Source organism: Corynebacterium ureicelerivorans, from assembly GCF_000747315.1.
In the GTDB taxonomy this organism is placed as follows: domain Bacteria; phylum Actinomycetota; class Actinomycetes; order Mycobacteriales; family Mycobacteriaceae; genus Corynebacterium; species Corynebacterium mucifaciens.
In genome coordinates this window covers 1,697,637-1,723,705 of record NZ_CP009215.1, presented here as the reverse complement: position 1 = coordinate 1,723,705, position 26,069 = coordinate 1,697,637, and the positions used below count along the sequence as shown (strand labels likewise).

At 67.2% G+C, this 26,069-nt stretch carries 24 protein-coding genes; 17 read left to right on the top strand and 7 right to left on the bottom strand.

What is annotated here, in order from left to right; translation table 11 throughout:
* Nucleotides 1-17 precede the first annotated feature (17 nt).
* The 4 genes from CUREI_RS08485 to CUREI_RS08470 all read right to left on the bottom strand — a co-directional run bounded on the left by CUREI_RS08485 (nt 18) and on the right by CUREI_RS08470 (nt 5,618).
* Complete coding sequence (locus CUREI_RS08485; protein WP_038612718.1) at nt 18-1,001, bottom strand: LLM class flavin-dependent oxidoreductase; 984 nt, start codon at nt 999-1,001, stop codon at nt 18-20.
* 47 nt (nt 1,002-1,048) lie between these two features.
* Entirely contained in the window at nt 1,049-2,494 is a 1,446-nt protein-coding gene (gene brnQ, locus CUREI_RS08480; RefSeq protein ID WP_038612716.1) for a branched-chain amino acid transport system II carrier protein, read from the bottom strand.
* A gap of 87 nt (nt 2,495-2,581) precedes the next feature.
* Nucleotides 2,582-3,703 (bottom strand): MalY/PatB family protein, encoded by a 1,122-nt coding sequence (locus CUREI_RS08475; RefSeq protein ID WP_038612714.1) that lies wholly within the window; start codon nt 3,701-3,703, stop codon nt 2,582-2,584.
* Nucleotides 3,704-3,752: 49 nt separating this feature from the next.
* Nucleotides 3,753-5,618 carry an ABC transporter ATP-binding protein gene (locus CUREI_RS08470; protein WP_038612712.1) on the bottom strand — a complete coding sequence of 622 codons (1,866 nt, stop codon included), beginning with the start codon at nt 5,616-5,618 and terminating at the stop codon, nt 3,753-3,755.
* Nucleotides 5,619-5,690: 72 nt separating this feature from the next.
* On the opposite strand from CUREI_RS08470, the gene CUREI_RS08465 reads away from it, so the two are divergent.
* On the top strand, nt 5,691-6,290 hold the full coding sequence (locus tag CUREI_RS08465; RefSeq protein WP_038612710.1) for a hypothetical protein: 600 nt from the start codon (nt 5,691-5,693) through the stop codon (nt 6,288-6,290).
* Here CUREI_RS08465 and CUREI_RS08460 read toward each other — a convergent pair.
* Nucleotides 6,287-7,069: a carboxylesterase family protein gene (locus CUREI_RS08460; RefSeq protein WP_158407456.1), complete on the bottom strand. Its 783-nt coding sequence runs from the start codon at nt 7,067-7,069 to the stop codon at nt 6,287-6,289. The two genes, CUREI_RS08465 and CUREI_RS08460, sit on opposite strands and share 4 nt — an antisense overlap.
* A 31-nt stretch (nt 7,070-7,100) precedes the next feature.
* On the opposite strand from CUREI_RS08460, the gene CUREI_RS08455 reads away from it, so the two are divergent.
* From CUREI_RS08455 to CUREI_RS12505, 3 genes are read left to right on the top strand one after another with little or no spacing between them, the layout of a single operon-like run.
* Complete coding sequence (locus CUREI_RS08455) at nt 7,101-9,089, top strand: M3 family metallopeptidase (protein ID WP_051952297.1); 1,989 nt, start codon at nt 7,101-7,103, stop codon at nt 9,087-9,089.
* Nucleotides 9,086-9,223 (top strand): hypothetical protein, encoded by a 138-nt coding sequence (locus CUREI_RS12455; RefSeq protein WP_158407455.1) that lies wholly within the window; start codon nt 9,086-9,088, stop codon nt 9,221-9,223. The genes CUREI_RS08455 and CUREI_RS12455 overlap by 4 nt, the downstream gene beginning before the upstream one ends.
* Nucleotides 9,224-9,247: 24 nt before the next feature.
* A complete protein-coding gene (locus CUREI_RS12505) occupies nt 9,248-9,388 on the top strand; it encodes a hypothetical protein (RefSeq protein ID WP_038612708.1) in 141 nt (46 codons plus the stop codon).
* Here the strand turns inward: CUREI_RS12505 and malQ are convergent.
* The gene (gene malQ / locus CUREI_RS08445; protein WP_038612706.1) at nt 9,385-11,520 is read right to left on the bottom strand and encodes a 4-alpha-glucanotransferase; all 2,136 of its coding nucleotides are present in this window, start codon (nt 11,518-11,520) and stop codon (nt 9,385-9,387) included. The genes CUREI_RS12505 and malQ overlap by 4 nt on opposite strands.
* Before the next feature lie 53 nt (nt 11,521-11,573).
* Between malQ and CUREI_RS08440 the strand changes: the two genes are divergently transcribed.
* The 11 genes from CUREI_RS08440 (at nt 11,574) to pdxY (ending at nt 23,141) form a co-directional block, all read left to right on the top strand.
* Complete coding sequence (locus CUREI_RS08440) at nt 11,574-13,412, top strand: AMP-dependent synthetase/ligase (RefSeq protein WP_038614286.1); 1,839 nt, start codon at nt 11,574-11,576, stop codon at nt 13,410-13,412.
* A gap of 109 nt (nt 13,413-13,521) precedes the next feature.
* Nucleotides 13,522-14,190 (top strand): hypothetical protein, encoded by a 669-nt coding sequence (locus tag CUREI_RS08435; protein WP_038612704.1) that lies wholly within the window; start codon nt 13,522-13,524, stop codon nt 14,188-14,190.
* A 10-nt stretch (nt 14,191-14,200) separates the two neighbouring features.
* The gene (gene hemW, locus CUREI_RS08430) at nt 14,201-15,319 is read left to right on the top strand and encodes a radical SAM family heme chaperone HemW (protein ID WP_038612702.1); all 1,119 of its coding nucleotides are present in this window, start codon (nt 14,201-14,203) and stop codon (nt 15,317-15,319) included.
* A gap of 9 nt (nt 15,320-15,328) precedes the next feature.
* A complete protein-coding gene (gene hrcA / locus CUREI_RS08425; protein WP_038612700.1) occupies nt 15,329-16,342 on the top strand; it encodes a heat-inducible transcriptional repressor HrcA in 1,014 nt (337 codons plus the stop codon).
* A gap of 10 nt (nt 16,343-16,352) precedes the next feature.
* Nucleotides 16,353-17,474: a molecular chaperone DnaJ gene (gene dnaJ / locus CUREI_RS08420; RefSeq protein ID WP_038612698.1), complete on the top strand. Its 1,122-nt coding sequence runs from the start codon at nt 16,353-16,355 to the stop codon at nt 17,472-17,474.
* Nucleotides 17,471-18,205 carry a 16S rRNA (uracil(1498)-N(3))-methyltransferase gene (locus CUREI_RS08415; RefSeq protein ID WP_038612696.1) on the top strand — a complete coding sequence of 245 codons (735 nt, stop codon included), beginning with the start codon at nt 17,471-17,473 and terminating at the stop codon, nt 18,203-18,205. Before dnaJ ends, CUREI_RS08415 begins: the two co-directional genes overlap by 4 nt.
* An 11-nt stretch (nt 18,206-18,216) precedes the next feature.
* Nucleotides 18,217-19,239 carry a PhoH family protein gene (locus CUREI_RS08410; protein WP_038612693.1) on the top strand — a complete coding sequence of 341 codons (1,023 nt, stop codon included), beginning with the start codon at nt 18,217-18,219 and terminating at the stop codon, nt 19,237-19,239.
* Nucleotides 19,236-19,820: an rRNA maturation RNase YbeY gene (gene ybeY / locus CUREI_RS08405; protein ID WP_038612690.1), complete on the top strand. Its 585-nt coding sequence runs from the start codon at nt 19,236-19,238 to the stop codon at nt 19,818-19,820. Before CUREI_RS08410 ends, ybeY begins: the two co-directional genes overlap by 4 nt.
* Nucleotides 19,821-19,828: 8 nt before the next feature.
* Nucleotides 19,829-21,136 (top strand): hemolysin family protein, encoded by a 1,308-nt coding sequence (locus tag CUREI_RS08400; protein ID WP_407919144.1) that lies wholly within the window; start codon nt 19,829-19,831, stop codon nt 21,134-21,136.
* 57 nt (nt 21,137-21,193) lie between these two features.
* Nucleotides 21,194-22,258 carry a 2,3-butanediol dehydrogenase gene (locus CUREI_RS08395; protein ID WP_038612684.1) on the top strand — a complete coding sequence of 355 codons (1,065 nt, stop codon included), beginning with the start codon at nt 21,194-21,196 and terminating at the stop codon, nt 22,256-22,258.
* 10 nt (nt 22,259-22,268) lie between these two features.
* Nucleotides 22,269-23,141 carry a pyridoxal kinase PdxY gene (gene pdxY / locus CUREI_RS08390; protein ID WP_038612681.1) on the top strand — a complete coding sequence of 291 codons (873 nt, stop codon included), beginning with the start codon at nt 22,269-22,271 and terminating at the stop codon, nt 23,139-23,141.
* A gap of 58 nt (nt 23,142-23,199) precedes the next feature.
* Here the strand turns inward: pdxY and CUREI_RS08385 are convergent, their stop codons facing one another.
* Nucleotides 23,200-24,237 (bottom strand): HNH endonuclease signature motif containing protein, encoded by a 1,038-nt coding sequence (locus CUREI_RS08385; RefSeq protein ID WP_038612678.1) that lies wholly within the window; start codon nt 24,235-24,237, stop codon nt 23,200-23,202.
* Nucleotides 24,238-24,354: 117 nt separating this feature from the next.
* On the opposite strand from CUREI_RS08385, the gene era reads away from it, so the two are divergent.
* Both era and recO read left to right on the top strand, forming a co-directional pair.
* Nucleotides 24,355-25,347, top strand: a complete 993-nt coding sequence (gene era / locus CUREI_RS08380; RefSeq protein ID WP_038612675.1) for a GTPase Era — start codon at nt 24,355-24,357, stop codon at nt 25,345-25,347.
* Nucleotides 25,337-26,062 (top strand): DNA repair protein RecO, encoded by a 726-nt coding sequence (gene recO, locus CUREI_RS08375; protein ID WP_038612672.1) that lies wholly within the window; start codon nt 25,337-25,339, stop codon nt 26,060-26,062. The genes era and recO overlap by 11 nt, the downstream gene beginning before the upstream one ends.
* Nucleotides 26,063-26,069 lie beyond the last annotated feature (7 nt).

Below are 26,069 nucleotides of genomic sequence, written 5' to 3'. Positions count from 1 at the left end.
GGGGCAGCAATCCGCGGCTAGTTCCAGGCCTCGGCGAGGATCTCCATAGAGCGGCCCGTCTCTTCGTGGCTGCCGGCCTGCAGGGAGATCATCAGCTCGTCAGCCTGGGCGGTGGCGCGGAAGTTCTCCAAATACTCCGCCACCTGCTCGCCGGTGCCTTCGGCGGTATAGCGCAACATGTCCGTGATCTGGCGGCCCTGGTAGGAGTTGACCACGGTGTCCAGCTGGTCGTCGCTGAGCTGCTTGCCCTGGCGGCCCATGAAGGCGCGGACGCGGTTGCGGTGCACGACGGTGGTCTGGCGCTTCGCGTCCTCTTCGGTGTCCGCGGCGGTCACGTTCACCGCGGCGATGCAGTACGGCTCGGGGTGGTTCTCGGACGGCTGGTAGTTGTCCCGGTAGTAGGCGGTGGCCTGCTCTAAGTGCTGCGGCGCGAAGTGCGAAGCAAAGGCGTACGGCAAGCCCAGCTGCGCGGCCAGGGAGGCGCCGAACATGGAGGAGCCGAGGATGATCAGCGGCACGTTGGTGTTAAAGCCCGGCACGGCGGTCACGCCCGGCAGGGGCGAGGTGTTGGACAGCCAGGCCTGCAGTTCCTGCACGTCCTGCGGGAAGTTCTCGGCGGCGCGCGGGTCGCGCCGCAGGGCACGACCGAGGGTCTGCTGGTCGGTGCCGGGCGCGCGGCCAAGGCCGAGGTCGATGCGGCCGGGGTAGAGCTCCTCCAGCATGCCGAACTGCTCGGCGATGACGTAGGGGGAGTGGTTGGGCAGCATGACACCGCCGGAGCCCAAGCGGATGCGGCTCGTCTTCGCGCCAATGTGCGCGATCAGCACAGCGGGGGCGGACGAGACGATGGTGGACATGTTGTGGTGCTCGGAGTACCAGATGCGTTCGTACCCGAGGGCTTCCGCCTGCTGGGCGAAGGCCACGGAGCGCTGCATCGCTTCGCCGATGGTCTCGTCGGGGTAGCGGATGCAGAAGTCGATAAGCGAAAGTGGGGCGTTCATGCGCCCCACCGTACGCCGTTTGCTTAGCGACGACCGCTTCGCCGATGTCAGTCCTTCGCCTGCAGAACCGGCACGGCGTCGCCCTCGGCGGACAGGTCTTCGCCCTCCACGGATTCCATCGTGCCCGGGATCATGGCGGGCTTCGGGCGGGCAAAGTCGATGACCAGGCCGATGAGGAACGCGACGACGACCGGCACGATCCAGCCCAGGCCGTCTTCGAACATCGGCGCCCACTGGACGATCGGGGTGAGCGCGTCCGCCCCCCATTCCAGCGAGATGAGCGTCTCGATGGCGGACCACACCACGGAAACCCACAGCGGGACGAAGAACGCCCAGCTGAAGCGGGTGCGTGCCCGGAAGGCCGGCTCGATGAGCGTGAGCGCGATCAGGGTGATCGCCGGCGGGTAGAGGAAGCCGATCACGGGCGCGGCGATGGTCATGACAAACTCCAGGCCCTGGGTGGCCATGATCATGGAGGCCACGGCGAAGACGACGGCCCAGACGTGGTAGGCGCCGGGGAACTGCTCGGAGAAGTACTCGGCGGTTGCGGTGATCAGGCCGACCGCGGTGGTGAGGCAGGCCAGGAGCACGATGGCGGAAAAGACAGCCTGGCCGGCGCCGCCCATGGTGAGGTTTGCGGCCTCTGCCAGCAAGCCGGCGCCGTTGTCAAAGTTGGCTGCGCCCGGCATGACGCGGCCGATGAGGCCTAGCCCGACGTAGACCAGGCCCAGCATGATGCCGGCCCCGACGCCGGCTGCGATGGTGCCGCCGACGAGTTCCTTGCCCTCGTTGAAGCCGCGGTGGCGCAGGGTGGAGATGACCACGATGGAAAACGCGAGCGCCGCGATGGAATCCATGGTGAGATAGCCCTCGAGCAGGCCGGCAGTTAGCGGGCCGTCGTCGTACGGCGCGTTCGGGGTTGCGGGCTCGGCGGTCCAGCGGAAGGCGGCCACCGAGATCATCGCCACCAGCAGCACGAGCAGGGCGGGGGTGAGGAATTTGCCCAGCTTCTCCATGATGGTGGTCGGGTTCCAGCTCAACACCAGCGCGATGCCGAAGAACAGCACGTTGAAGATGGCGGATGCCCCAAAGGAGTCGAGGCCGAACAGCGGGGTCACCGCGGTTTCAAAGGACACCGCGCCTGTGCGGGGCAGGGCGTAGAACGCGCCGATGGATAGATACGCCATGACGGGGAAGACCACGCCAAATGCGGTGCCGGCGCGCTGGGCCAGGTCGCGCAGGTTCGAGCCGGACAGCGCGATGGCGATCACGGCGAGCACTGGTAGCAGGGAGGCGGTGAGGAGGAAGCCGATCAGCGCGGGCCAGAAGTTGTCGCCCGCCTCCACGGCCAGCATGGGCGGGAAAATGAGGTTGCCCGCGCCGAAGAACATGGAAAACAGTGCGAGGGCGGTGACGATGATCGCGCTATTCGACCGCTTCGACCCCCCGCCCTTTCCCGGCGACGCCGGCTGTGAAACCGCTGTGGAACCCATTGGTAGACCTCTCTTGACAGGTTGAAATGGCCTACAGCATAAACCAGCCTATCGCCTGATGGGAACTAGGTTTCATAAAGTGAAACGTCAGAGTGATTCGACCGCGTCGCCGATGCGCCGCACCGCCTCTTCGAGGATCTCCGGGCTGGTGGCGAAGTTCATCCGCGCGCGGTGCTCGCCGCCGGGGCCGAAATCCACCCCCTCGTTCATGGCCACCTTCGCGTGGCCGCGAAGCCACGCGGCCGGCTTTTCGGTGTCGAGCTTCGTGCCCTTGAAGTTCAAGAACATCAGGTAGGTCGCCTGCGGCACCTCGATCTCGATGCCCGGCACCGCCTTAGGCAGGTGCTCCACCAGCCAGTCGCGGTTGGCCTTCAGCTGGGCGACCTCTTCGTCTAAAAACTCGCGGCCGTGGTCGTAGCAGGCCTCGGCAGCCACGATGCCGAGCGTGCCCACCCCGTCCTTCGCCACCGGGGAGACCGCGTTCCACGCCTGCACGTCCTCGTCGTTGGAGAGGATCAGCTGCGCGCACTTCAGGCCCGCCACATTCCAGGCTTTCGACGTCGCCGTGACCGTGATGCACACGTCCGGGTTGTTCGCCGCCGCGCAGACGTGCGAGCCCTCGTAGACCAGCGGGGCGTGGATCTCGTCCGCGATGACGCGAGCGTTGTACCTGCGCGCCAGCGCGCAGAGCTCGTCCAGCTGCGCCTTGGTGAACACGTAGCCGCCTGGGTTGAACGGGTTGGTCACGATGATGCTGCCCGCGCCGTTTTGGAATGCGGCCTCCACCTCGTCCAGATCGAGGCCCCCGGCGGAGCTGACGTCGATACGCGTCCGCCCCGCTACCTGCGCAACGTCTAAGAACGGGAAGTAGGCGGGCACCGGCACCACAACATCGCCCTCGGTGAGGTACTGGATGGCCAGCATCACGCCGCGCACGACGTCCGCGACCGGGAAGACTTTGGCCGGGTCCGGGCGCCAGCCGTACCGCTCGGCGTAGAAGTCGGACACGGACTCGCCCAAGCGGTGCGCGTGCGGTGCGGGGGTGTAGCCGAACATCTCGCGCTCGGCGGCGTCCACGATCGCTTGCTTGACGGCAGGCGCGGTGGGGAAGTCGCTCTCCGCGATGAAGAGGGGCAGGACGTCAGTGTCGAACTGTGTCCACTTCCGCGTGCCGCGGGCTTGCAGGGTTGGCAGGTCGGGGAATTGCATGGCTTCTACGGTAGCCACGCGGGGTGCTCATGCCTACTCCTCGCCGTCTTCACTCGCCGTCTTCACTCTCTGCGCCCTCGACGTGGAAGCCGAATGCCTTGAGCCGCGCCCGGTCTGCGGCGGAGGACGACGCGGTCAGGCGCAACAGCTCCGAGTAGATGCCGCCGGAGACGGCGAGCTCATCGGGCGAGCCGATTTCGTCGACGCGGCCGTCGCGCAGCGTGATGATCGTGTCCACGCCCGCGATGGTGGACAACCGGTGCGCGATCATGATCGTGGTGCGCCCGACCATCAGCTTGTCCAGGCCGGCCTGCACGGCTCGCTCGGCCTTGGTGTCCAGAGCGGACGTGGCCTCGTCGAGGATGAGCAGCGGCGCGTCCTTCAGCATCGCGCGGGCAACGGCCACCCGCTGGCGCTGCCCGCCGGACAGGCGAAGGCCCCGCTCGCCGATGACGGTGTCGTACCCGTCGGTGAACTTCATGATGAAGTCGTGGGCGTTGGCGCGCTTGGCCACCTCCACGACCTCTTCCAGCGTCGCGTGCGGCTTGCCGTAGGCGATGTTTTCAAACACGGAACCGGAAAACAGCGCGGCCTCCTGGAACACCACGCCTGTGGTGGCGCGCAGCTTCTCCACCTCCAGCTCGCCGATCTCCTCGCCGCACACGCGCAGCTGCCCCTGCGTGATGGGGTAGAGGCCCAGCAGCAGGTTCACAATCGTGGACTTGCCGCCGCCGGATTCGCCGACTAGGGCGATCTTCTCGCCTTCGTGGGCCGTGAAGCTGACGTTGTGGAGCACGGGCTCGCCGGGGAGGTACTCGAAGGTGACGCCGTCGAAGGCGACCACCGGCTCGCGCACGGCGAGCGGCGCATGCTGGGCGGGCTCGAGCTCCGGCGCGCCCGAGGCGCGCGTCGCCGCCACCAGCTGGCGGTTCGCGGTGGGCTCCACAGGCTCGTCCATGACCTGGAAGTAGTCGCGCGAGCCGGCGATGGCGCGCTGGGCTGAGTCCACGATCCAGCTCATCATGGTCACCGGCTGGCGGGCCATGGTGACCATCTGGATCAACATCACCATCTCTCCGACGGTGAAGTGCCCGTCCAGGGTGCGGGTGAACAGGATGAGGTAGATGGCCAGGAAAATGAGGTTCATGGCAACGCCGCGGGCGGTGTCCATGGAGTGCCACCAGCGCGACTGGGGGCGGGTGATCTCCACGGTGTTGGTGTAGTGGCGGCCGAGCTTTTCCAGCTCGCGCACCTCAGCGCCGTAGGACTTGGTCACCTTCACCTGCCCCACCACCTCGGCGAAGCGCCCGTTGCCTTCGTCGATGTTGGCGTTCTTCTCCTTCTCAAATACCTGCCACCGCTTGGACGTCAGCGCGGTCAGCCACGTGTAGAGGGGAAACAGCAAGGCGAGCAGCACGGTCAGCGGCCAGTAGTAGTACGCGGTGATGCCCAAGATCGCAATCACTTGGATCAGCATGGGCAAAAAGTTGTTGGTGAAGGACTGGACGAACTGCGTCACGTTGGCAATTGAGCGGTCCAGCCGCGCGATAATCGTGCCGGTGACTTGGTTGTCGTAGTAGCGCTGCGGCAGGGCGAGCAGCTTGGCAAAGTAGCGCGTGGACAGGATCTGGCGGATGCGCGCGACCATCACGTCGCCCAAGTAGCCGGACACGTTGCGCAGCAGCGACGCGGACGCCTCGGCGGCGAACAGCGCAATGGCCAGCCAGATGACGGTGCGGGTCGGGTCGGGCAGCGAGGCGTCGCCAAGCGTTGCCACGATCGTGTCCGTCGCTTCCCTGATCAGAAACGGCGACACCAACCCCAGTGCCGCCACCAGGGAGGACACCACCACCACGGCGACGTAGTACGGCCAGAGGGCGGAAGCGCTGCGGGCGACACGCATCAAAGACTGCATAATTTCGACACACTACCCGGGCTGTACAGTGGTGCAGAACGTTCAACAACCCCGCGAGAAAACGAGGCACCCATGTCCCACCGCACCCGCCGCGCGCAAGGCGCCACGCTTGTCGCAGCAGCCATCGCCGCCACGCTGATGCTCACCGCGTGCGCGGACGATGAGGCGGCGCAGGACACGGTCAGCTCCACGCAAGTCACCGCGGCGGAGGACGCGCCCCAGGGCCAGGCCGACGACCGCATCGGCGTGCAGCGCAAGACCTTCGAGGTCGAAGAGGTCGATCCGGTGGAAAGCGACAAGACGAACGGCGAGCGCGTCGAGGACCCGGCCATGGAGCTGTCCTACAAGTGGCAGGGAACGGCCTATTCGGCGGACGGCGGCGCGATCGTCGTGGTGGCGATCACCAACGAGTCGGACGCGCCCCTGCCCGCGGACGCGTTGACGCCCAAGCTACGTTACAACGCCAACAGCAGCTCCAAGCCGGACATGAAGGACGCGGAGTTCCATCTCGACGGCGAAGATGCCGGCGTCGACGTCGTGGGCCTCGACCGCCCGCTCGGCCCGGGGGCGACCGTGAACGCGAAGTACCCGTTCGATGTGTCCACCGGTGAGCTCTGGGACGCGGAGTTCACCATCGGCAACGTCACCTTCAAGGGCAACCTGAACAACTAGCGGGCAAACCGCGCGATCTCCCGGGCGTCGAACCCATCCGCGACGCGGATGTCCACGAGGTCTGCCAGCTCGGCGTCGTCCCAACGGTGCGGGCCAAGCGGGCCGAAGACGCTCGCGTATCGACGGTAGCTTCGCTCCACCCGGCCTGGTGTGTTTTCTGCCAGCTCGTTGAGCTTCGCGCGCGTCAGCGGAGCGGACAGGAGGGCGCGCACCGCCCACTTCCGCTTGGCGTAGGGCGCGCGGGGAAAGACCGGGTCTGCCGCCCACGCGCGGCGGAACTCGCCGGCGTAGTGGTCGCGCCGGCACAGCCAAAGCGCCACCGCAGCGTCTGCGCCCGCGCCGGCCACGGTGACGTTGGTGGGGTCGCCGCCGAACGCCTCGATGTTGCGTTGGATCCAGGAAAGGGCCACAGCCGTATCCGCTACGCCGCGAAAGCGCGCGATGGGGTCCGCGGGGAAGGGGAGGAAGCCCTCAAACCCGGTGCGGTGGGGAACGTGCACGTGCACAAAGCTGACGGTGTCCAGGTCCTGCCCGGCCGGGGCAGTCAACCACACCACCACCGGGCAATCCGCGCCGGGTCGCGCACCGAGCGGGGTGATCAGGGAGAGGGCGTTCGGGTGCGGCGCGGTGGCGTCGATACGCATGCCCTGCTCCAGCGGCACGGGGTCGTCGAACGCGCCGGCTGGCGCGAGGTAGGGCACGGACGCGAACTCGCGCACCCCGCCGCGCGTGCGGCCGCGGATCGTGCCGGCCGCGCAAGTGATGTCGGTATCGCCCATGGGCAAAGCGTAACCGCCTACACTGTCCGCCATGACAAACCCGCTCCTCACCCCCTCGACCCTGCCGTACAACCTGCCGGATTTCGCCAACATCCGGCTCGAGCACGTGGAGCCCGCCTTTGACGTGGCGCTGCAGCGGCACGCGGCCGAGATCGCGGAGATCACCACCGCGGCGGAGCCGACGTGGGAGAACACGGTGGAGGCGTTCGAACTCGCGGGCGCGGACCTGGACCGGGTGATGGCCTGGTTTTTCAACCTGCAGGGCACCGACGCCACCGAGGAGTTCGACGCGGTGGCCGACCGCATCGTGCCCCGGCTCTCCGCGCACGTGGACTCGGTCTACCAAAACGACGAGCTCTACCAGCGCATCAAAGCGGTCCAGGTGCCGGCTGACGAGGAATCGCAGCGGCTTCACGGCGAGTTAACGCGGCGCTTCACCCGCCGCGGCGCCGACCTAGACGCGGCCGGCAAGTCCCGCCTGCAGGAGATCAACCAGCGCCTCTCCGAGCTTTCGGAGCGCTTCGGGCGCAACCTGCTCACTGACACCAAGGCGCTGGCGGTGGCGTTCGAGCGCGAGGAGCTCGCCGGGCTGTCGGAAGACCAGCTCGCCGCCTACGAGCAGGACGGACGCTACGTCGTGCCCATCGAGCTGCCGACCACGCAGGCCCTGCAGGCGGAGCTCGAGGTGTCTGCGTCGCGCCACAAGCTTTTCGACGCATCCCGCGCCCGCGGCCGGGAATCCAACCGCGACATCGTGCTCGAATCTGTACGGCTGCGCCAGGAGCGGGCGAAGCTGCTCGGCTTCGACACCCACGCGGATTACGTCATCGCCGAAGAAACCGCGGGCACAGCGGCGGCCGCGCGGCAGCTCATCGCGGATCTCGCTCCCGCGGCAGCCGCCAACGCCGAGGCGGAGCGCAAACTCGCCGGCGAGCTCGCGGGCCAGGAGCTGGGCGGCGCAGATTGGCCGTACTGGCAGGCAAAGCGCCGCGAGGAAGAGCTCGGCATCGACGAGGCGGAGCTGCGCAAGTACTTCCCGCTCGAGCAGGTGCTCACCGACGGCGTGTTTTACGCCGCGAACCTGCTCTACGGCATCACGGTGGTAAAGCGCGGCGACCTTGCCGGTTACCGCGACGACGTGGACGTGTGGGAGGTGAAAGAGGAAGACGGTACGGGCATCGGCCTGCTGCTGACGGACTACAACGCCCGCCCGTCCAAGCGCGGCGGCGCGTGGATGAGCTCGTTCGTGGACCAGTCCCACCTTGCGGGAACCAAGCCGGTGGTGGTCAACGTGATGTCGGTCAATTCCAACCTGCTCACCATCGACGAGGTCACCACCGTCTTCCACGAGTTCGGCCACGCCCTGCACGGGCTGCTCTCCGATGTGCGCTATCCGTCCCACTCCGGCACTAACGTGCCGCGCGACTGGGTGGAGTTTCCCTCCCAGATCAACGAGAACTACGCGTTTGCCCCCGAAATCGCGCGCAACTACGCCCGCCACGTGGACACCGGCGAGGTCATCCCGCGCCCGCTGCTGGAGGCGCTGGAGGCATCGCGCCAGTTCGGGCAGGGCTTCTCCACTGCCGAGTACCTCGCGGCGAGCGCCATCGATCTCGCGTGGCACTCGCTTGACGACGAGATCCCTTCGGACATCTCGGCTTTCGAGGAATCCGTGCTGCGGCAGTACGGCCTCGACGTGGACGGGTTAGAGCCGCGCTACCGCTCCACCTGGTTCAACCACATCTTCGCCGGCGGCTACTCGGCCGGCTACTACTCGTACCTGTGGGCTGAGGCGCTGGACGCGGACGGCTACCAGCTGGTGGCCGAGGAGGGCATTAACCGCGCCACCGGCGCGAAGTTCCGGGAGGCCATCCTGTCCAAGGGTGCCTCGCGCGACTACGCGGAGGCCTACCGCGCGTTCCGCGGCCGCGACAAAGACACCCGCCCGCTGCTGCAGCGCCGCGGGCTGGCGGGCACTGCGACGGACTCTGTGACCGACGAGCCTTCACCCGTCCAATGAGTTGGCTGATGGGGTTGAGCCCCTGGTTGCAGGTGCTGGTGATCCTCGCCGCCGCGGCCCCTGCATGCGGCGCTGCCGGTTACGCGCTGGTGCGCGGCATCGACGCGATTGCCCGTCGCGTTTCCCGCCGTTGACGCATCCGGCTAGGCTTGTGCCCCATGGCGAACCCCGAAGAGCTGCGTAAGCAGGACCAGAAGCTGCCTAAGCCGCAGCGCAAGTACCCGCAGTCGCGGGTGACCCAGGTGATGTGGGTGCTCATCGCGCTGGTCATCGTCGCTGCAGTGGTGGGTGCTCTCTAGCGAGTGCTTGCGGCGGCGATGCGTCTGAACAGCGGCTCGTCGGGCAGGTCTTCGATGAGCACGGGGGTGCCGGAGGTGTCGCAAAGCGGGATGCGCCAGTTGGGGTACATCTCGCTATTGGTGCCCGGCTGGTTTTGGATGCGGGTGTCGCCCACCATGTCCACCAAGTTTGTGCAGGTCATCGCGGACGGGGTGGACGCGACGAACCTGGTCAGGCCCTCCACCAGGGTGGCCACGTCGTCGTATTCGCCGAGGTCGCGGTCGAGGAAGTCCGCCTCCGCGAGCGGCGTGCCGTCGAAGGCGCCCTCGGCTTGGGCCGCGGCGAGCACCTGGCAGATCCACACTGCGTCGGACGCGTTGAGCTCCTCGAGCGTCTCCGCGACCAGGCCAAGTTCGTGGCGCAACTCGTTGTGCGCGCCCTCTAAGTATCCCGCCGTCGGCGGCAGGTCGTGGGTGCCCACCGCCGTCAGTGCCAGGTTGCGGTACTGCTGCGACGGGCGCGGCACTTCCGGCGGCACCGATTCGAACCACAGCACGGACGTGCCCAAGATGCCTTTATCCCGCAGCACGTCTTGTACCCACGGCTCGAACGTGCCCAGGTCTTCGCCGACCACCACGGCGCCGGCGCGCTGCGCCTCCAGCACGAGCACGCCGACCATGGCCTCGAAGTCGTAGTTCATGTACGCGCCGTGCATCGGCGTGTCCATGCGCGGCAGCCAAAACAGGCGGAACAGCCCCAGGACATGGTCCACGCGGATGCCGCCGGAGTGGCGCAAGACGGTGCGCAGCAGGTCGCGCCACGGCCCGTACCCGGCCTCCGCCAGCTGCTGCGGGTTCCACGGCGGCTGGGACCAGTCTTGGCCTTGCTGGGAGTACTGGTCCGGCGGCGCGCCCACAGATGCGTCGGGCACGAGCACCTCGTGCAGGGTGGCCGCGTCCGCGCCGCCGGGGTGGATGCCCACGGCCAGATCGGTCATGATGCCCAGCCGCATACCCGCCGCCAGGGCGCGTTCCTGCGCCACGCGGCGCTGCTCGTCGGCGATGAACTGCAGCCACATGTAAAACTGCACCAGCTCCTGGGGGTCTTCGCCGGCGTGTTTCGGTGCGCCGTGGTGCTCCGACTCGGAGGCCTGCGCCGCGCACCACTGCGCGAACTGCTCGAGCCCTTCGCCCTCGTCAAGGCAAAACAGCTCGAAGTCCCGGGTGCGTGCGTCGTCCGCGGCAGCAAGATAAAACAGCGTGCGCAGTACCGCCAGCTTCGCGGCGTAGATCCGGTTGCGCTGGAGCGGCTCCGCGGTGTGGTTCATCGCCTTGAGCTCCGCTGCGAGCTCCGCCACGTCCTCCCGGTCCTTATCGTCCAACATGGCGAATTCAGGGACCTGCTCCACGGCGATGTAGATGGGGTTAACAAACCGGCGGGAGGTGGGAAGGTACGGGGAGTCCTCGATAGGCGGGACCGGCTCGGCGGCGTGCACGGGGTTGATCAACAAGTAATCGGCGCCCTCGGCCGCCACTGCCTCGGCGATTGCCCCGAGGTCGTGGAAGTCGCCGATGCCCCACGAGTCCAGCGAGCGCACGGAGTACAGTTGCGCCATCACACCCCACACCGGGTCCCAGACTACCTCCGCGTTGGTGGAAAGCGCGGCCGGCACCACGATCAGCGGGCAGACCTCGTCCAAGTTGTCGGACTCTACGTGCAGCTCGTGGTAGCCGGCGGGCAGGTCGCCCGGTACGTGGAAGGTGGCCTCGCCCCACACCACGCCATCGGAAGCGGTAAACGGCGGGGCCCAGTTCTCGTCCTGGTACGCGTCGCGCGAGGAGCCGTCTTCCAGCCGGATCCAGCTGTGGGCGAAGTGCCCGTCGTGCACGTGCACGTTGAAGTGTTTTTCGGTCCCTTCGGTGGCCACCACGCACAGCGGGAGGGGCCGGGTGGCCCAAAACTCCCGGCGGGCGTGGAGGTGGAAGTGGAGTTCTTCGTCCGAAGGGTCGTCGCTAAGCGAAACGCCCAGCGCACGGAGCAACTTCACAAATGACTCGGCGGGCGGCTCCGTGACCAGCCCGTTCGAGGCGCGGTAGGAGGTGCCAAAGCCGTACGACTCGGCGAGGGCGTGCAGCAGTTCCACGTTGGTCACCCCACGCATTGTGCCAAAGCCGGCCAGCGCACGCTGGGGTAGTGTTGACCACCATGCCTTCAGATGCGCACACGACGGAACTCGGATTCACGCTCAACGACACGGACACGTGCCTAAGCAGGCTGATTCGCACCTGCGAGGAGAGCCCACACTTGGTGCTCTACTACCGTCCGCGCAACTACGAGTGGGTGTCCGTCACCGCCGCAGAGTTCCTGCAGGAGGTCTACGACGTGGCCAAGGGGCTCATCGCCGCGGGCATCGAGCCGGGGGACCGCGTGGCCATCTTGTCGTCCACGCGCTACGAGTGGTCGCTGCTCGACTTCGCCATCTGGGCTGCCGGCGCCGCGTCGGTGCCCATCTACCCGTCGTCCTCCATGCACCAGATCCAGTGGATCCTGGAGGACTCCGGCGCGAAGATCGCCTTCACCGAAACGCGCGACCACACGCAGCTGATGAGCCCGTTTTTGCTGGACGAGACGGGCAAGCCGAAGTTCGCGGACTCCCCGTCCAAGCTCGAGCACATCTACGAGTTCAACGCCGCCGGGGTGGAAACCATCAAGTTTGAGGGCCGAGACGTGGAGCAGTCGCGTGTCGACGAGCGGGTCCGCGCCACCCGCCACGAAACCCTGGGCTCTATCGTGTACACCTCGGGCACGACCGGGCGACCCAAAGGCGTGGAGATCACCCACGGCAACTGGGCGTACCAGTGCTGGGCGCTGCTGGAAAACGAGATCGGCCGAGTGTCCTACCCAGGCCAGCGGATGGTCACCTTCCTGCCGCTAGCGCACGTGCTGGCGCGCGCGGTGTCCCTGGCGTGGACGATTTCGGGCGCGACCCAGTCGCACTGGTCCGACACATCGACGTTGATGGTGGAGCTGCAGCGCGTGCGCCCCAACCTGGTGGTCGGCGTGCCGCGCGTGTTCGAGAAGGTGCGCGAGGGCGCGTACAACAAGGCCGCCGACGGCTCGGCCGTGGGCAAGCGCATGTTCCTCGAGGCCGAGAAGGCCGCGATCGAGTACTCGAAGGCGCTGGACACCCCGGAGGGTCCGTCGCGGGTGCAGAAGGCGAAGCGCGCTGTCTACGACAAGCTGGTCTACACCAAGCTCAAGGACGCCATGGGTGGCTCCGTCTGGTACGGGATTACCGGCGGGTCCGCCATGAGCGCGGATCTGTCGCACTTCTTCCGGGGCATGGGCGTGCCTGTTTACGAGGGCTATGGGTTGACCGAGACCTGCGCCGCGGCGTGCGTGAACAACGCGCACGCCAACAAGATCGGCACCGTGGGGCGGCCGGTCAACGGCTACAGCGTGCGCATCAACGACGACGGCGAGATCGAGTTCGCCGGCCCCGGCGTCTTTTCCAAGTACTGGCGCAACGAGGCCGCCACCGAAGAGGCGGTCACCGACGGGTGGTTTAACACCGGCGACCTGGGCGAGGTGGACGAGGAAGGCTTCGTCTCCATCACCGGCCGCAAGAAGGACCTTATTGTCACGGCGGGCGGCAAGAACATCTCGCCCGGGCCGATGGAGGAGATCATCCGCCAGGACCCGCTGATCTCCAACGCGCTCGTGGTGGGCGACGGCAAGCCGTTCGTGGGCGTGCTGGTCACCCTGGACGGGGAGGAGCTGAAGCGCTGGAAGGCGAACCACAACATTCCGGCGTCGAAGAAGGTCTCCGAGCTCGCCCAGGACCCGGCACTTCGCGCGGAGGTGCAGGATGCGGTGAACATGGCCAACGCCACCGTCTCGCGCACCGAGGCGATTAAGAAGTTCCGCATCCTGGACCGCGACCTGTCGGAGCAGCACGACGAGATGACGCCGACCATGAAGGTCAAGCGCAACGTGGTGTTTCAGCGGTTCCAGGAGGACATCGACAAGCTGTACCAGCGCTAGCGCGGCTCGGATCGGCGCGCCTTCCTTCCTCCGCTGCGGCTGTGGCCTAGCATGCCAACTTGTCGCTAATTAGTCACTACCGCACAGGCGTTTCCAAGGAGGGCTCGGGATGCACAAAACAGCCGCTGTGCTGCGCCACCGCGAGCTCACTCAGGAGATCTACAACATCGGTGACGAGGTCGCGGAGTACACCGAGCACCTCGCCGAGGCGATCGCGGATTACGACGGCGAGCTCACCGAGGACTGCCTCGCCGAGTTCGTCGAAATCGTCGACGACGCCCGCCAGGACGCCCGCCGCGTGGTCGCCGAGCTGATCGGCCTGCGCCAGGCGCTCACCTCCGGCCGCGCCGCCGGGTACCTCTCCGTCGGGGTAAAGCCCGAGGAGCGCATCCCTGAGCCCGAGCTTCTCGACGCCTCCGGCCTCAACGACCTCTACCCCTTGCAGGCCCCGTTTTCAGTCCAAACCATGCAGGACGCGCTGACCGGCCGCACCGACCTTGTGGTGCAGCACTTGGGCGAGGTGGTGTCCTACTGTCTGGAGCAGACCGACATGGTCGCCCGCGAGCTCGGCGTGGTGTCGCTGCCGCACCTGTACGCCCGGGTGGGCGAGATCGTGGAGGAGGCCGTGACGGGCTGGGTGGAGACCGTCTGTGTGGACCACCCCGCGTTCGCGCGCACCATGCGCGGGTCCAACCCACCGGCGTTTTTAGAGGAGCGCGCCCGGATCGACCGCATCGTGCAGAAGGTCGCCGCCAAGCGTTCCCGCCGCGGGGCCTAACCTAAGCCGTATGGATGCATTCGGCGTGTACGTCCACGTCCCGTTTTGCGCGACGCGCTGCGGGTACTGCGACTTCAACACCTACACACCCACCGAGGTGGACTCCTCCCACGCCCAGTACTTGGACGCGCTGGAGCGCGAGCTCGAGCTCGCCGCCGCCCGTGGGCTGCCGCCGGCCGAGACCGTGTTCATCGGCGGCGGCACGCCGAGCCTGCTCGGCGCGGACGGGCTTTCGCGCATCCTCAACGCCGTGCGCAACACGTTCGGGCTGGCAGACGGCGCGGAGGTGACCACCGAGTCCAACCCCGAATCCACCAGCCCGGAGTACTTCGCGGGGCTGCTGGACGCTGGTTTCACCCGCGTGTCCCTGGGCATGCAGTCCGCCTCTACGCCGGTGCTACGGGTGCTGGACCGGCAGCACACCCCGGGCCGCGCGGTCGCCGCGGCGCGCGAGGCCCGTGCCGCCGGGTTCGAGCACGTGAACCTGGACATGATCTACGGCACCCCCACCGAGACCGACGACGACGTGCGCCGCACCCTGGACGCGATCCTGGGCACCGACGTGGACCACGTCAGCGCGTACTCGCTGATTGTGGAGGACGGCACCGCCATGGCCCGCAAGATTCGCCGCGGCGAGCTTCCTGCCCCCGAGGAGGATGTCTACGCGGACCGCTACGAGCTCATCGCCTCCACCCTCGACGCCAACGGCTACGGCTGGTACGAGGTGTCCAACTGGGCTAAACCGGGCGGGCAGTGCCGCCACAACCTCATCTACTGGCACAACCGCCAGTGGTGGGGCGCGGGCCCCGGCGCGCACAGTTTTATCGGCGCGCAGCGTTTCTTCAACGTCAAGCGCCCCGAGACGTATGCGCAGCTGCTTGCCGACGGCGCGTTGCCCGTCCACGACTCCGAAACCATCACCGCCGAGGAGGCGCACACCGAGGCGGTCATGCTCGGGCTGCGGCTGCAAGAAGGCATCCCGGCGGAGTGGATCGGGGAGGGGGCACGCGGAGTCGTCGAGAGGCATGAGCGCACGGGACTGCTCGAGACCGGCGAGCGGCTGCGGCTGACGGACGCGGGCCGGCTGCTTGCAGACGGCATTATCACCGATATCCTGGCAGCCGAGTAAGGAGGCGAGATGGGTTCCGCGGATGAAAGGCGGCAGGCGGTGTTGCGCGCCATCGTGGCCGACTACATTGCCAGCCAGGAGCCGGTGGGGTCGAAGTCGCTGGTCGAGCGGCACAACATGGGCGTGTCGTCGGCGACGATCCGCAACGACATGGCGGTGCTCGAGCAGCAGGGCTATATCTCGCAGACCCACGCGTCCTCCGGCCGCATTCCCACGGAGGCGGGCTACCGCGCGTTTGTCGACGCGCTGCACGACGTCAAGCCGCTGTCGTCCGCGGAGCGCCACGCCATCTTGGATTTCCTCGAAAACGGGGTGGACTTGGAGGACGTGCTGCGCCGCTCCGTGCAGTTGCTGGCGCAGCTGAGCAACCAGGCCGCGGTGGTGCAGCTGCCCACGTTGAGCGTGTCGCGGGTCAAGCACTGCGAGGTCGTTGAGCTCGCGCCGACGCGCCTGTTGCTCGTGCTCATAACGGACGCCGGGCGCGTGGACCAGCGCAATGTCGACCTGGCCGCGCCGATCGATCAAGACGGCGTGCGGCTGCTGCGCGACCTGCTCAACGAGGTGTTGGTGGGCAAAACCATGCGCGACGCGTCGGCGGCGCTCGCGCGTGTATCGACGAAAGCTCCGCCGCACCTCGCCGACCCGGCCGCTCGCGCCGCTGAAGTGTTGATCACCACCCTGGTGGACGCCACCCCGGACCGGTTGATCATCGCGGGCTCGTCGAACCTGGTGGTGCCGTCGGGCGGCCTGCAGGGCGTGATTGACGCGCTGGAGCAGCAGGTGGTGGTGCTCAAGCTTTTGGCGGGTGCGCAGGAGCTGGAGCAGGTGTCGGTGCGTATTGGGCACGAGAACGAAGACGAGGAATTTTCGCGTGCGTCGATTGTTACTACTGCGTACGGCTCGGGCGACGAGGCGCTCGGCGGCCTCGGGGTAGTCGGCCCAACGCACATGGACTACCCCGGTACCATGCAAAAGGTTGCCACCGTGGCCCGCTACATCAGCCGCATCCTGCGGGGCGAATAGAAGGGAAGTTATGGCTCGCGATTACTACGGCATCCTCGGCGTGGACCAGGAAGCCACCGAGCAGGAGATTAAGAAGGCGTACCGCAAGCTGGCGCGCAAGTACCACCCGGACGTGAACCCGTCCGAGGAGGCAGCGGAGAAGTTCGCGGAGATAGCGGCCGCCCAGGAGGTCCTGCTGGACCCGCAGAAGCGCGCGATCGTGGACCGTGGCGGGGACCCGATGGAGGCCGGCGGCGGCGCAGGCTTCGGCGGGGGCTTGGGCGACATCTTCGAGGCGTTCTTCGGCGGTGGCAGCGGCGCGCGTCAGCCCCGTTCCCGCGTGCAGCCGGGCAACGACGCGCTGCTGCGCACCTCCATCACGCTGGACGAGGCATTCGCCGGCGTGAAGAAGGACGTCACCGTCGACACCGCCGTGCTGTGCGAGAAGTGCCACGGCACAGGTTCCAAGACCGAGTCCAAGCCCGTCACCTGCGGCACCTGCGGCGGCGCCGGACAGGTGCAGGAGATGCAGCAGTCCTTCCTGGGCAACGTCATGACTACGCGGGAGTGCCCTACGTGCCACGGCTACGGTGAGGTCATCCAGGACCCCTGCACCCAGTGTGCGGGCGACGGCCGCGTGCGTGCCACCCGCGACCTCGTGGTGAACATCCCCGCCGGCATCAACTCCGGCATGCGCATCCGCATGGCCAACCAGGGCGAGGTCGGCCACGGCGGCGGGCCTGCCGGCGACCTCTACGTGGAGGTCCAGGTGGAGCCGCATCCGGTCTTCGTGCGCGAGAACAACGACCTGCACCTGCGTCTCACCGTGCCCATGTACGACGCCGCGCTCGGCACCCAGCTCAGCGTGGACAACCTTGCCGGCGAGCGCACCACCATCGACGTCCCCGGCGGCACCCAGCCGGGTGACACCATCCACCTGCCCGGCGAGGGCATGCCGCGCCTGCGCGCCGAGGGTGCCGGCGACATGATCGCCCACGTCCAGGTCACCGTCCCCACCGCGCTGTCCAACGACGAGCGCGCCACCCTGGAGGACCTGCGCGACGGCTGCCCGGACAATGCCGAGGTCCACGTCGAATCTGACGCTCACGGTGACGGCTTCTTCTCCCGCATGCGCGACAAGTTCCGTCGATGAGCCTGCCGTACTTCCTCGCGGACGACCCGGCGAGCGGCGTGCTCACCGGCGCCGAGGCCAAGCACGCCCACGTGAAACGGATCGAACCGGGCGAGCACATCATGCTTGTCGACGGTCGAGGCTCCGCCGCCGTCACCCGCGTGACGTCGGTGACGCCGAGCCGGGTTGACGGCGTCGTCGAGAAGCAGACCCGCGTGCCGCAACCATCGCCGCGGGTGACGGTGGTGCAGGCAGTGCCCAAGGGCGAGCGGGCGGAGCTCGCCGTGGACCTCGCGGTGCAGGGCGGGGCCGACGCGATCGTGCCCTGGATCTCGCACCGCACGATCTCGCGGTGGCCGGTGAACAAGCAGGCCAAGCAGGTGGAGAAGTGGCGCGCGCAGGCGCTTTCCAGCGCGAAGCAGGCGCGCCGGGCGTGGGTGCCCGAGGTGCGCGAGCCGGTGACCACGAACCAGCTGTCGGTTCTGCTCCGTGGCGCGAAGGATGAGCGCCGCGGGGATGAGTGTCGCGCACTCGTGCTGCACGAGGACGCCACCGACTCCATCCGGGACGTCGATTTCGCGGCGCTGGGCGAGGACATCTGGCTCATTGTCGGCCCGGAAGGCGGCATCGGGGACGACGAGCTGGAGGTCCTCGGCGCGCACCCCGTGAAGCTGGGCCCGGAGGTTCTGCGCACCGCGTCGGCGGCGTTTGCCGGGCTTTGCGCCATCGGGGCGTTGACCGCCCGCTGGTAGGGTAGGCCCCCATGGAAGAAATGGTGACGCGCAAGGTCGAGCTCGACTCGGCGTACGCGCAGTCCGTTCTGGGTATCAATGATGACAACGTGCGGGTCCTTGAGGACCAGCTCGGCGTAGGCTTCCACGCCCGCGGCACGCAGCTCACCGTCAAGGGCCACGCGGAGCAGGCGGCGCACGCGCTGCGCGTGGTGGAAGAGCTTGAATCCATGGCCCGCCGCGGGGTGCCGCTGGGCCCGGACACCGTGGTCCAGGCCGTGCGGATATTGGAGTCCGAGGCGCCGGGGTCCGTCGCGGACATCCTGGGCGAGGAGATCATCTCGCGCCGCGGCAAGGTCATCCGCCCGAAGACCGTGGGCCAGCGCGCGTACGTGGACGCGATCGACGACAACACCATCACGTTCGGCATCGGCCCGGCCGGCTCCGGCAAGACCTACCTGGCCGTGGCGAAGGCGGTGCAGTCGCTGCAGAACAAAGAGGTCAAGCGAATCATCCTCACCCGCCCCGCGGTGGAAGCTGGAGAGAAGCTTGGTTTCCTGCCCGGCACGCTCTCGGACAAGATCGACCCGTACCTGCGCCCGTTGTACGACTCGCTGCGGGACATGATGGACCCGGAGGCGATACCGAAACTCATCGAGGCCGGCATCATCGAGGTCGCCCCTCTCGCCTACATGCGCGGCCGGACGCTCTCGGACGCGTTTGTCATCCTGGATGAGGCGCAAAACACCACCGGCGCGCAGATGAAGATGTTCCTCACCCGTTTGGGCTTCGGCTCGAAGATGGTGGTCACCGGCGACACCTCCCAGGTGGACCTGCCGCGCGGCACGGTTTCCGGCCTGCGCGTGGCCCGCCGCATCCTCGGCGACATCGACGACATTTCGTTCCAGGAGCTCGGCGCCGGCGATGTGGTGCGCCACCACCTCATCTCCCGCATCGTCGCGGCCTACGACCGCCACGACGCCCAGAACGCGCTGCGCTACGAGAAGCGCCAGCAGGCCATCGAGGCCGAGCGCGCGGCGGAGGCGGGCCAGTGAGCATCGAAGTTCTGAACGAGTCCGGCGAGGCCGAGGTGAACGAGCAAATGCTTATCGACATCGCCTCATACGCCATGCGCGCCATGGACGTCCACCCCGACACGGAGGCGACCATCACGCTCGTGGACGAGCCCACGATGGCCGACCTGCATGTGCGTTGGATGGACCTGGAAGGCCCCACGGACGTGATGAGTTTTCCCATGGACGAGCTCACCCCGGGCGGCGGGCGCCCCGACGCCGGGATGCCCGGGCCCGCCATGCTCGGCGACATCATCTTGTGCCCGGCGTACGACCGGAAACAGGCGGAGATGGCGGGGCACGACCTCGCCCACGAGATGGCGCTGCTCACCGTCCACGGCGTGCTGCACCTGCTGGGCTACGACCACATCGAGGCCAAGGACGAACGCGAGATGTTCGCGCTGCAAAACGAGATCCTGGCGGACTGGTACGACGACCTCGCGCACCGAGGCGTTGCGTACCAGCCGAAGCCGTCCGGCGCGCACGCGTTCCCGTCCGCTGCAGACCGCGACGAGCTGGATAAGCGCATGAAGCAAGCCGACAACGACGGTGGCGCCGAGTGACGCCTACGTTGACTTACGCAGCCATCACCATCGTCGCGCTGCTGCTCGCCGGTGTCCTCGGCTCCATTGAATCGGCCCTCACGCCGATTTCGCGCGCCCGCGTCGAGGGCATGGTCAATAACGGCACCCCCGGTGCTGAGGCGCTGCTGCGCGTGGTGGACCAACGCGCGAACCACGTCAACACCCTGGTGCTGGTCAGGACCGTGCTCGATGTCACGGCGTCGGTGTCGGCCGCCATGCTGGCCATGGGGGTGTTCGATTCCGACGGGTGGGCGATCGCGGCCGCGGTGCTCGTGGTCACCCTCATGCAGTTTTCCATCGTCGGCGTGTTCTCCCGCACCGCGGGCAAGCGCAACCCCTACACCATCTCGTTGCGAGCGGCCCAGGGCTTGGGGGCGTTCCAGGTGGTGCTTGGGCCCGTCGCAAAGCTGCTGATTTGGGTGGGCAACCTCTTCCACCCGGGCGAGGACTTCCGGGACGGTCCCTACGCCACCGAAGTCGAGCTGCGCGAGATGGTGGAGGTCGCCCAGGAAAAGGGCGTGGTGGAAACCACCGAGGGCCGCATGATCCAGAATATCTTCGACCTCGCGTCCAACTACGCCCGCCAAGTCATGGTTCCGCGAACAGAGATGGTGTGGATCGAGGGCGAGAAAACCGCCCGCCAGGCCACCGCACTGATGGTGCGCTCGGGTCACTCGCGCGTGCCGGTGATCGGGGAGAGCGTCGACGAGATCGTCGGCGTCGCGTACCTGAAAGACATGTTCAACGACCGCGGAGCCCCGCTCGACCCCAGCACCCCGATCACCGCGTTCATGCGCGAGCCGCTGTTCATCCCGGACTCGAAGCCGCTGGATGTGCTGCTCAAGGAAATGCAGCAGGCGAACACGCACATCGCCATGCTTATCGACGAATACGGTACCGTCGCCGGCCTCTTGACCATGGAGGACCTGCTGGAAGAGATCGTCGGCGAGATCACCGACGAGTACGACGACGACGAGGAAGCGCCGATTACCGAGGTAGAACCGCGCGTGTTCCGGGTGCAGGCCCGCCTGCCGCTCGACGACCTCGTGGATTACCTCGCCGACAACCTGGACTACGAGTTGGAGTACCCCGAGGACGTGGTGGACAACGTCGAGACCGTGGCCGGGCTGCTGTCGTACGAGCTCGGGCGAGTGCCGCTGCCGGGGTCGTCGATCCTGCGTGACGGCGTGCGCTACACCGCGGAGGGTGGCCGCGACCGCCGCGGCCGCGTCAAGACCCGCACGGTGCTCGTCTCTGTGGCAGAAGACACAGAGCCACTCGGGGGCGAGGAATAGCACTTCTCGATAAAATTGTACCTGTCAGCAGGGATATTCGACCGAGAGGAGCTTCACATGCGCGCTGTGCGCTACTACGGCCAGAAAGACATCCGCGTCGAGGAAATCGACGCCCCGGTTGCAGGCGAAGGCGAGGTGCTCATCGACATCGCCTGGTGCGGCATCTGCGGCACCGACCTGCACGAATACCTCGAGGGCCCGATCTTCTGCCCGGCACCCGGCCACCCGCACCCGATCACCGGGGAGGAACCGCCGGTCACCCTCGGCCACGAGTTCTCCGGCGTCGTCGCCGCGCTCGGCGAGGGCGTGGACGACCTCGAGGTCGGCCAGCACGTCGTCGTCGAGCCATACGTGCTGCCGGATGACGTTGATCCGAAGGAGCCGGGCCCGTACAACCTGCACCCGGACGTGAACTTCATCGGCCTCGCCGGCGGTGGCGGCGGCCTCTCAGAGAAGGTCGCGGTCCAGCGCCGCTGGGTCCACCCGATCAACAACGACGTGCCCCTCGACGAGGCTGCGCTCATCGAGCCGCTCTCCGTCGCCCACCACGCCTTCGTCGCTTCGGAGGCGAAGGAAGGCGACGTCGCCCTTATCGGCGGCGCCGGCCCGATCGGCGTGCTCACCGCTGCCGTCGCGAAGGCGTACGGGTGCACCGTGATCGTCTCCGAGCTGTCCGAGCTGCGCCGCCGGAAGGCCATCGACGCAGGCGTCGCCGACCACGCTATCGACCCGTCCAAGCAGGACCTGAAGGAAGAGATCCTGAAGCTCACCGACGGCAAGGGCGTCGACGTCGCCTTCGAGGCCACCTCTGTGAACGTGGTGCTGGACCAGCTCATCGACTGCCTGAAGCTCAAGGGTACCCTCGTTGTGGAGTCCATCTGGTCCAAGAAGGCGCAGTTTGACATCCACGCCCTGGTGATGAAGGAGCTGACCGTCCGCGGCATCATCGGCTACGCCCACGACCACGAGCAGACCATCAAGCTCGTCGAGGACGGCAAGGTCGACCTCAAGCCGTTCATCACCGGCAAGATCGGCTTCGACGGCGTGGTCGACGAGGGCTTCGATACCCTCATCAACCGCAACGAGACCGCAGTGAAGATCCTGGTGTCTCCGGAGCTCTAAACTTGTTGCCATGAGCAACATTCTCTCCATCCAGTCCGCTGTCGCGTATGGCCATGTTGGCAACTCGGCAGCGGTCTTTCCTTTGCAGCGCATCGGCCATGAGGTCTGGCCCGTCTACACCGTGAACTACTCCAACCACACCGGCTACGGCGAATGGGGTGGCCCGATCATTCCGGCCGCCGACGTCGATGCCGTCCTGTCCGGTGTGAAGGACCGCGGGGCATTCCCGCTCATCGACGGCATCCTCACCGGCTATCAGGCCTCCCCGGAAATTGCCGACGTGATCGTCGGCACCGTCCGCGACATCAAGGCCGAGAACCCGGACGCGATCTACGCCTGCGACCCGGTGATGGGCTCCGCGAAATCCGGCTGCTTCGTGGCCGACGCCATCCCGCCGCTGTTCCGCTCCACGATTGTTCCGGTCGCTGACATCATCACGCCGAACCAGTTCGAGCTGGGTTACCTCACCGAGCGCGACGTCTCGGATCTGGATTCCACCCTCGCCGCCGTGGACGCCGCCCGCGAGATGGGCCCGTCCACCGTGCTGGTCACCTCGGTTGAGCGCCCCGAGACACCGGAGGACGCGATCGAGATGATTGCCGTTGACGACCACGGCAAGTGGATTGTGCGCACCCCGCGCCTGCCGTTCAAGCGCAACGGGTCCGGCGACGTCACCGCAGCCCTCTTCCTCGGCCACGTGCTGCGCGGCCGCGCTGGCTCGGCCCCCGAAAACGCCGTGAAGGATGCTCTGGCCAAGACGGCGTCCTCCGTCTACGACCTGCTGCGCGTCACCCAGGAAGCGGACTCGTCGGAGCTGCAGCTGGTCCAGGCGCAGGAGTACTACGCCAACCCACAGCTCCAGTTCGAGGTCGAGGCCCTCTAGCCATACCCAGGCATGCCGAATCGCCCGCCCGGTGTGGGCGGGTTTCGGTGAGCGGGGGTTAGTCGAAGAGCAGTTCCATCGCCCCGGGGGTGTCCATGGGCACTACCACCCCGTTGGGGGCGACCCAGCGGATGCGCCCGCCGGGGTTGTCGATGTGGCCGAACCTGCCCTCCCGGTTGTCGTCGTTGACCCCGTTATGAAACCGGCACAGTTGGGCGAGGTTGTCCATGTTGGTCATCCCGCCGTGCCGCCACGCGCGGATGTGGTGGGTTTGGGTGGTCTCGGCGCAGTGTTTGCAGTCGGGAAACGCGCACGCAGGGCACAGCAGCTTCGACATGGTTTTCTGCTTCGTGTTGGCAAAGCGCTGGGCGCGGTACAGGTTGACTGGGCCGTCCTGCGGGTGGAACGCGGCGACGTCCAGCACGTCACCGAATTGCTGCTGCAGGTATTCCGCCCCGGTCATGGTGGTGCCGTCGGTGAGTGTGAGGGTGACGTCATCGCCGGTGCCGGAGTGGATGCGGACGTGGTCGGCGATCGGCACCAGGATCATCGGCCTAAAGGTGGTGCCGGGCACGCGGTCGCTTGTGCGCAGCAGGTCGATCAGGGCGTGGGCCATCTGGGCGGCGGCTGGTTGATCCGGGTTGATCATGCCGCGCAGGGTGTGTTCTACATCGGCGAGGTCGCGCTCGTTGTAGGTCCATGTCATGGTGCGCATGCCTGCGCGGGAGCGGGTGAACCGACAGGCGGGTGTCGGCGGTTTTGCGGGTAGGTCGATGAGCCGGTCTGCGCGTTTGCGTAGGCTGCGGTAGGACCCGCGGTGGCGCACCAAATCACACCGGATGCGCCAGCGTTCTGCGGCGGTGTCAACGGCGGTGAGTTTCTTCTCGATCAAAACGAGTTGGTCGATCGGCATGCCCTCCGCCAAGGTCAACGCCTCGGTTTGTGTGCGGGTGTATTGCGTCGGCCCGTAGAACGCGGCGTGCACCCGGGCGAGGTCGCGCGTGCGGGTGGTGGACAGGCCCGCGGCCATCGCGGTGTCGCGGGAGAAGTCGGCGAGCACACCCACACCCGCCTCGGCAAACTCGGTGAAGTTCATGCCCTGAAACGCTAGGCGGGCGAATGCTCGTCGAAAAGCACCCGCGCGAAAGCTGTGGATAACCGCCGCGGGTAGTTGACACCGCAGCGGAACTATCCACAGGTAGGATGACCAGGCATGAGCGAATTCCCCGATTTCCCGGACGACCTGCCCGCAGAGGCGAGCGCGAACGATGCCGACCGCGCCGATGCAGGCGGTTTCACCGACACTCCTGAGGGGTTCAAGTCCGGCTTTGTCAGCTTCGTGGGCCGCCCGAACACCGGCAAATCCACGCTGACGAATGCGCTGGTGGGGGAGAAGATCGCGATCATGGCGGACCAGCCGGAGACCACCCGCCATCCCATCCGCGGCGTGATCAACCGCGACGACGCGCAGGTCATCGTGGTGGACACCCCGGGCATCCACCGCCCCCGCACGCTGCTGGGCGAGCGCCTCAACGACGTGGTCAAGGACACGTTCGCGGACGTGGACGTGATCGGCTTCACCGTCCCGGCGGACGAGAAGATCGGCCCGGGCGACCGCTACATCCTGGAGCAGATCCGTGCGACGAAGCCGAACACGCCGATCGTGGGCATTGTGACCAAGCTAGACAAGGCGGGCAAAGACACCGTCGGCGAGCGCCTCTTGGAGCTGCACGAGCTGCTCGGCCCAGACGCGGACCTCGTGCCCGTCTCCGCCACCGCCGGCGTGCAGACGGACACCCTGCTCGACGTCATCGTGGACAACCTGCCTGAGGGCCCGCGCTTCTACCCGGAGGGCCACACCACCGACGAGGACGTGGAGACCCGCATCGCAGAGCTCATTAGGGAAGAGGCGCTGCAGGGGCTTCGCGACGAGCTGCCGCACTCCGTCGCCGTCCAGATCGACGAAATGCACCCCGACCCGGACAACCCGTCACGGACAATGATCTACGCGGTGCTGTTCCTGGAGCGCCCCGGCCAAAAACGCATCATTGAGGGCCCGGACGGGCGGCGCTTGAGCGGCATCGTCCACCGCGCCCGCAAGCAGATCATCGAGCTGACCGGCCAGAACGTCTACCTGGACGTCCGCGTGAAAGTACTGAAGAACTGGCAGCAGGACCCGAAGGCGCTGGGCAGGCTTGGCTTCTAAGGCCCCGCGCCCAAACTGGCGCGACCGTGCGTTTGTGGTGCGCACCTACGACTTCGGGGAGGCGGACCGCGTGGTCGTGCTGCTCACGCAGCACCACGGCCTCGTCCGTGGCGTGGCCAAGGGCGTGCGCAAGGCGAAGAGCCGCTTCGGCTCGCGCCTGCAGCCGTTCGTCGAGGTCGATGCGCTGATCTACCCGGGTAAAAACCTGGCGACGATCGCGTCCGCAGACACCGTCACCTACTACGGCGCCCGGATCATCGATGACTTCGACCGCTACGCCGCCGCCTGCGCAGTGCTAGAAACCGCGGAGAAGCTCAGTTACGACGAGGCCGACCCGGCGCTGTTCGCGCTGGTGGAAGGCGCGCTGGAGAACTTACAAACGGATCAGCACCCCACCATGGTGCTCGACGCCTTCATCCTGCAGGCCACGGAGCACGCCGGCTGGGGACTGTCCTTGTTCAACTGCGCGAACTGCGGTGCGCCAGGCCCGCACAAGGCGTTCAACGCCACGGTCGGCGGGGCGGTGTGCAACAACTGCCGCCCGCCGGGCTCGCTGGACGTGGAGCGCGAGACCCTGCACGACATGTGGCTGATGCAGCGGGGGAGCCCGGTGTCGTCGCAGCGCTCGGCGCAGATCCACCGCGCAACGGTCGCGCACCTGCAGTTCAACCTGGAGACCGGCCTGAAAAGTTTGAAGATCATGGAGCAGGCATAATCGTCCC

Coding starts and splice junctions, on each gene's coding strand:
- CUREI_RS08485 (WP_038612718.1), bottom strand. CDS start 1,001: ATGAACGCCCCACTTTCGCTTATCGACTTCTGCATCCGCTACCCCGAC.
- brnQ (WP_038612716.1), bottom strand. CDS start 2,494: ATGGGTTCCACAGCGGTTTCACAGCCGGCGTCGCCGGGAAAGGGCGGG.
- CUREI_RS08475 (WP_038612714.1), bottom strand. CDS start 3,703: ATGCAATTCCCCGACCTGCCAACCCTGCAAGCCCGCGGCACGCGGAAG.
- CUREI_RS08470 (WP_038612712.1), bottom strand. CDS start 5,618: ATGCAGTCTTTGATGCGTGTCGCCCGCAGCGCTTCCGCCCTCTGGCCG.
- CUREI_RS08465 (WP_038612710.1), top strand. CDS start 5,691: ATGTCCCACCGCACCCGCCGCGCGCAAGGCGCCACGCTTGTCGCAGCA.
- CUREI_RS08460 (WP_158407456.1), bottom strand. CDS start 7,069: ATGGGCGATACCGACATCACTTGCGCGGCCGGCACGATCCGCGGCCGC.
- CUREI_RS08455 (WP_051952297.1), top strand. CDS start 7,101: ATGACAAACCCGCTCCTCACCCCCTCGACCCTGCCGTACAACCTGCCG.
- CUREI_RS12455 (WP_158407455.1), top strand. CDS start 9,086: ATGAGTTGGCTGATGGGGTTGAGCCCCTGGTTGCAGGTGCTGGTGATC.
- CUREI_RS12505 (WP_038612708.1), top strand. CDS start 9,248: ATGGCGAACCCCGAAGAGCTGCGTAAGCAGGACCAGAAGCTGCCTAAG.
- CUREI_RS08440 (WP_038614286.1), top strand. CDS start 11,574: ATGCCTTCAGATGCGCACACGACGGAACTCGGATTCACGCTCAACGAC.
- CUREI_RS08435 (WP_038612704.1), top strand. CDS start 13,522: ATGCACAAAACAGCCGCTGTGCTGCGCCACCGCGAGCTCACTCAGGAG.
- hemW (WP_038612702.1), top strand. CDS start 14,201: ATGGATGCATTCGGCGTGTACGTCCACGTCCCGTTTTGCGCGACGCGC.
- hrcA (WP_038612700.1), top strand. CDS start 15,329: ATGGGTTCCGCGGATGAAAGGCGGCAGGCGGTGTTGCGCGCCATCGTG.
- dnaJ (WP_038612698.1), top strand. CDS start 16,353: ATGGCTCGCGATTACTACGGCATCCTCGGCGTGGACCAGGAAGCCACC.
- CUREI_RS08415 (WP_038612696.1), top strand. CDS start 17,471: ATGAGCCTGCCGTACTTCCTCGCGGACGACCCGGCGAGCGGCGTGCTC.
- CUREI_RS08410 (WP_038612693.1), top strand. CDS start 18,217: ATGGAAGAAATGGTGACGCGCAAGGTCGAGCTCGACTCGGCGTACGCG.
- CUREI_RS08395 (WP_038612684.1), top strand. CDS start 21,194: ATGCGCGCTGTGCGCTACTACGGCCAGAAAGACATCCGCGTCGAGGAA.
- pdxY (WP_038612681.1), top strand. CDS start 22,269: ATGAGCAACATTCTCTCCATCCAGTCCGCTGTCGCGTATGGCCATGTT.
- CUREI_RS08385 (WP_038612678.1), bottom strand. CDS start 24,237: ATGAACTTCACCGAGTTTGCCGAGGCGGGTGTGGGTGTGCTCGCCGAC.
- era (WP_038612675.1), top strand. CDS start 24,355: ATGAGCGAATTCCCCGATTTCCCGGACGACCTGCCCGCAGAGGCGAGC.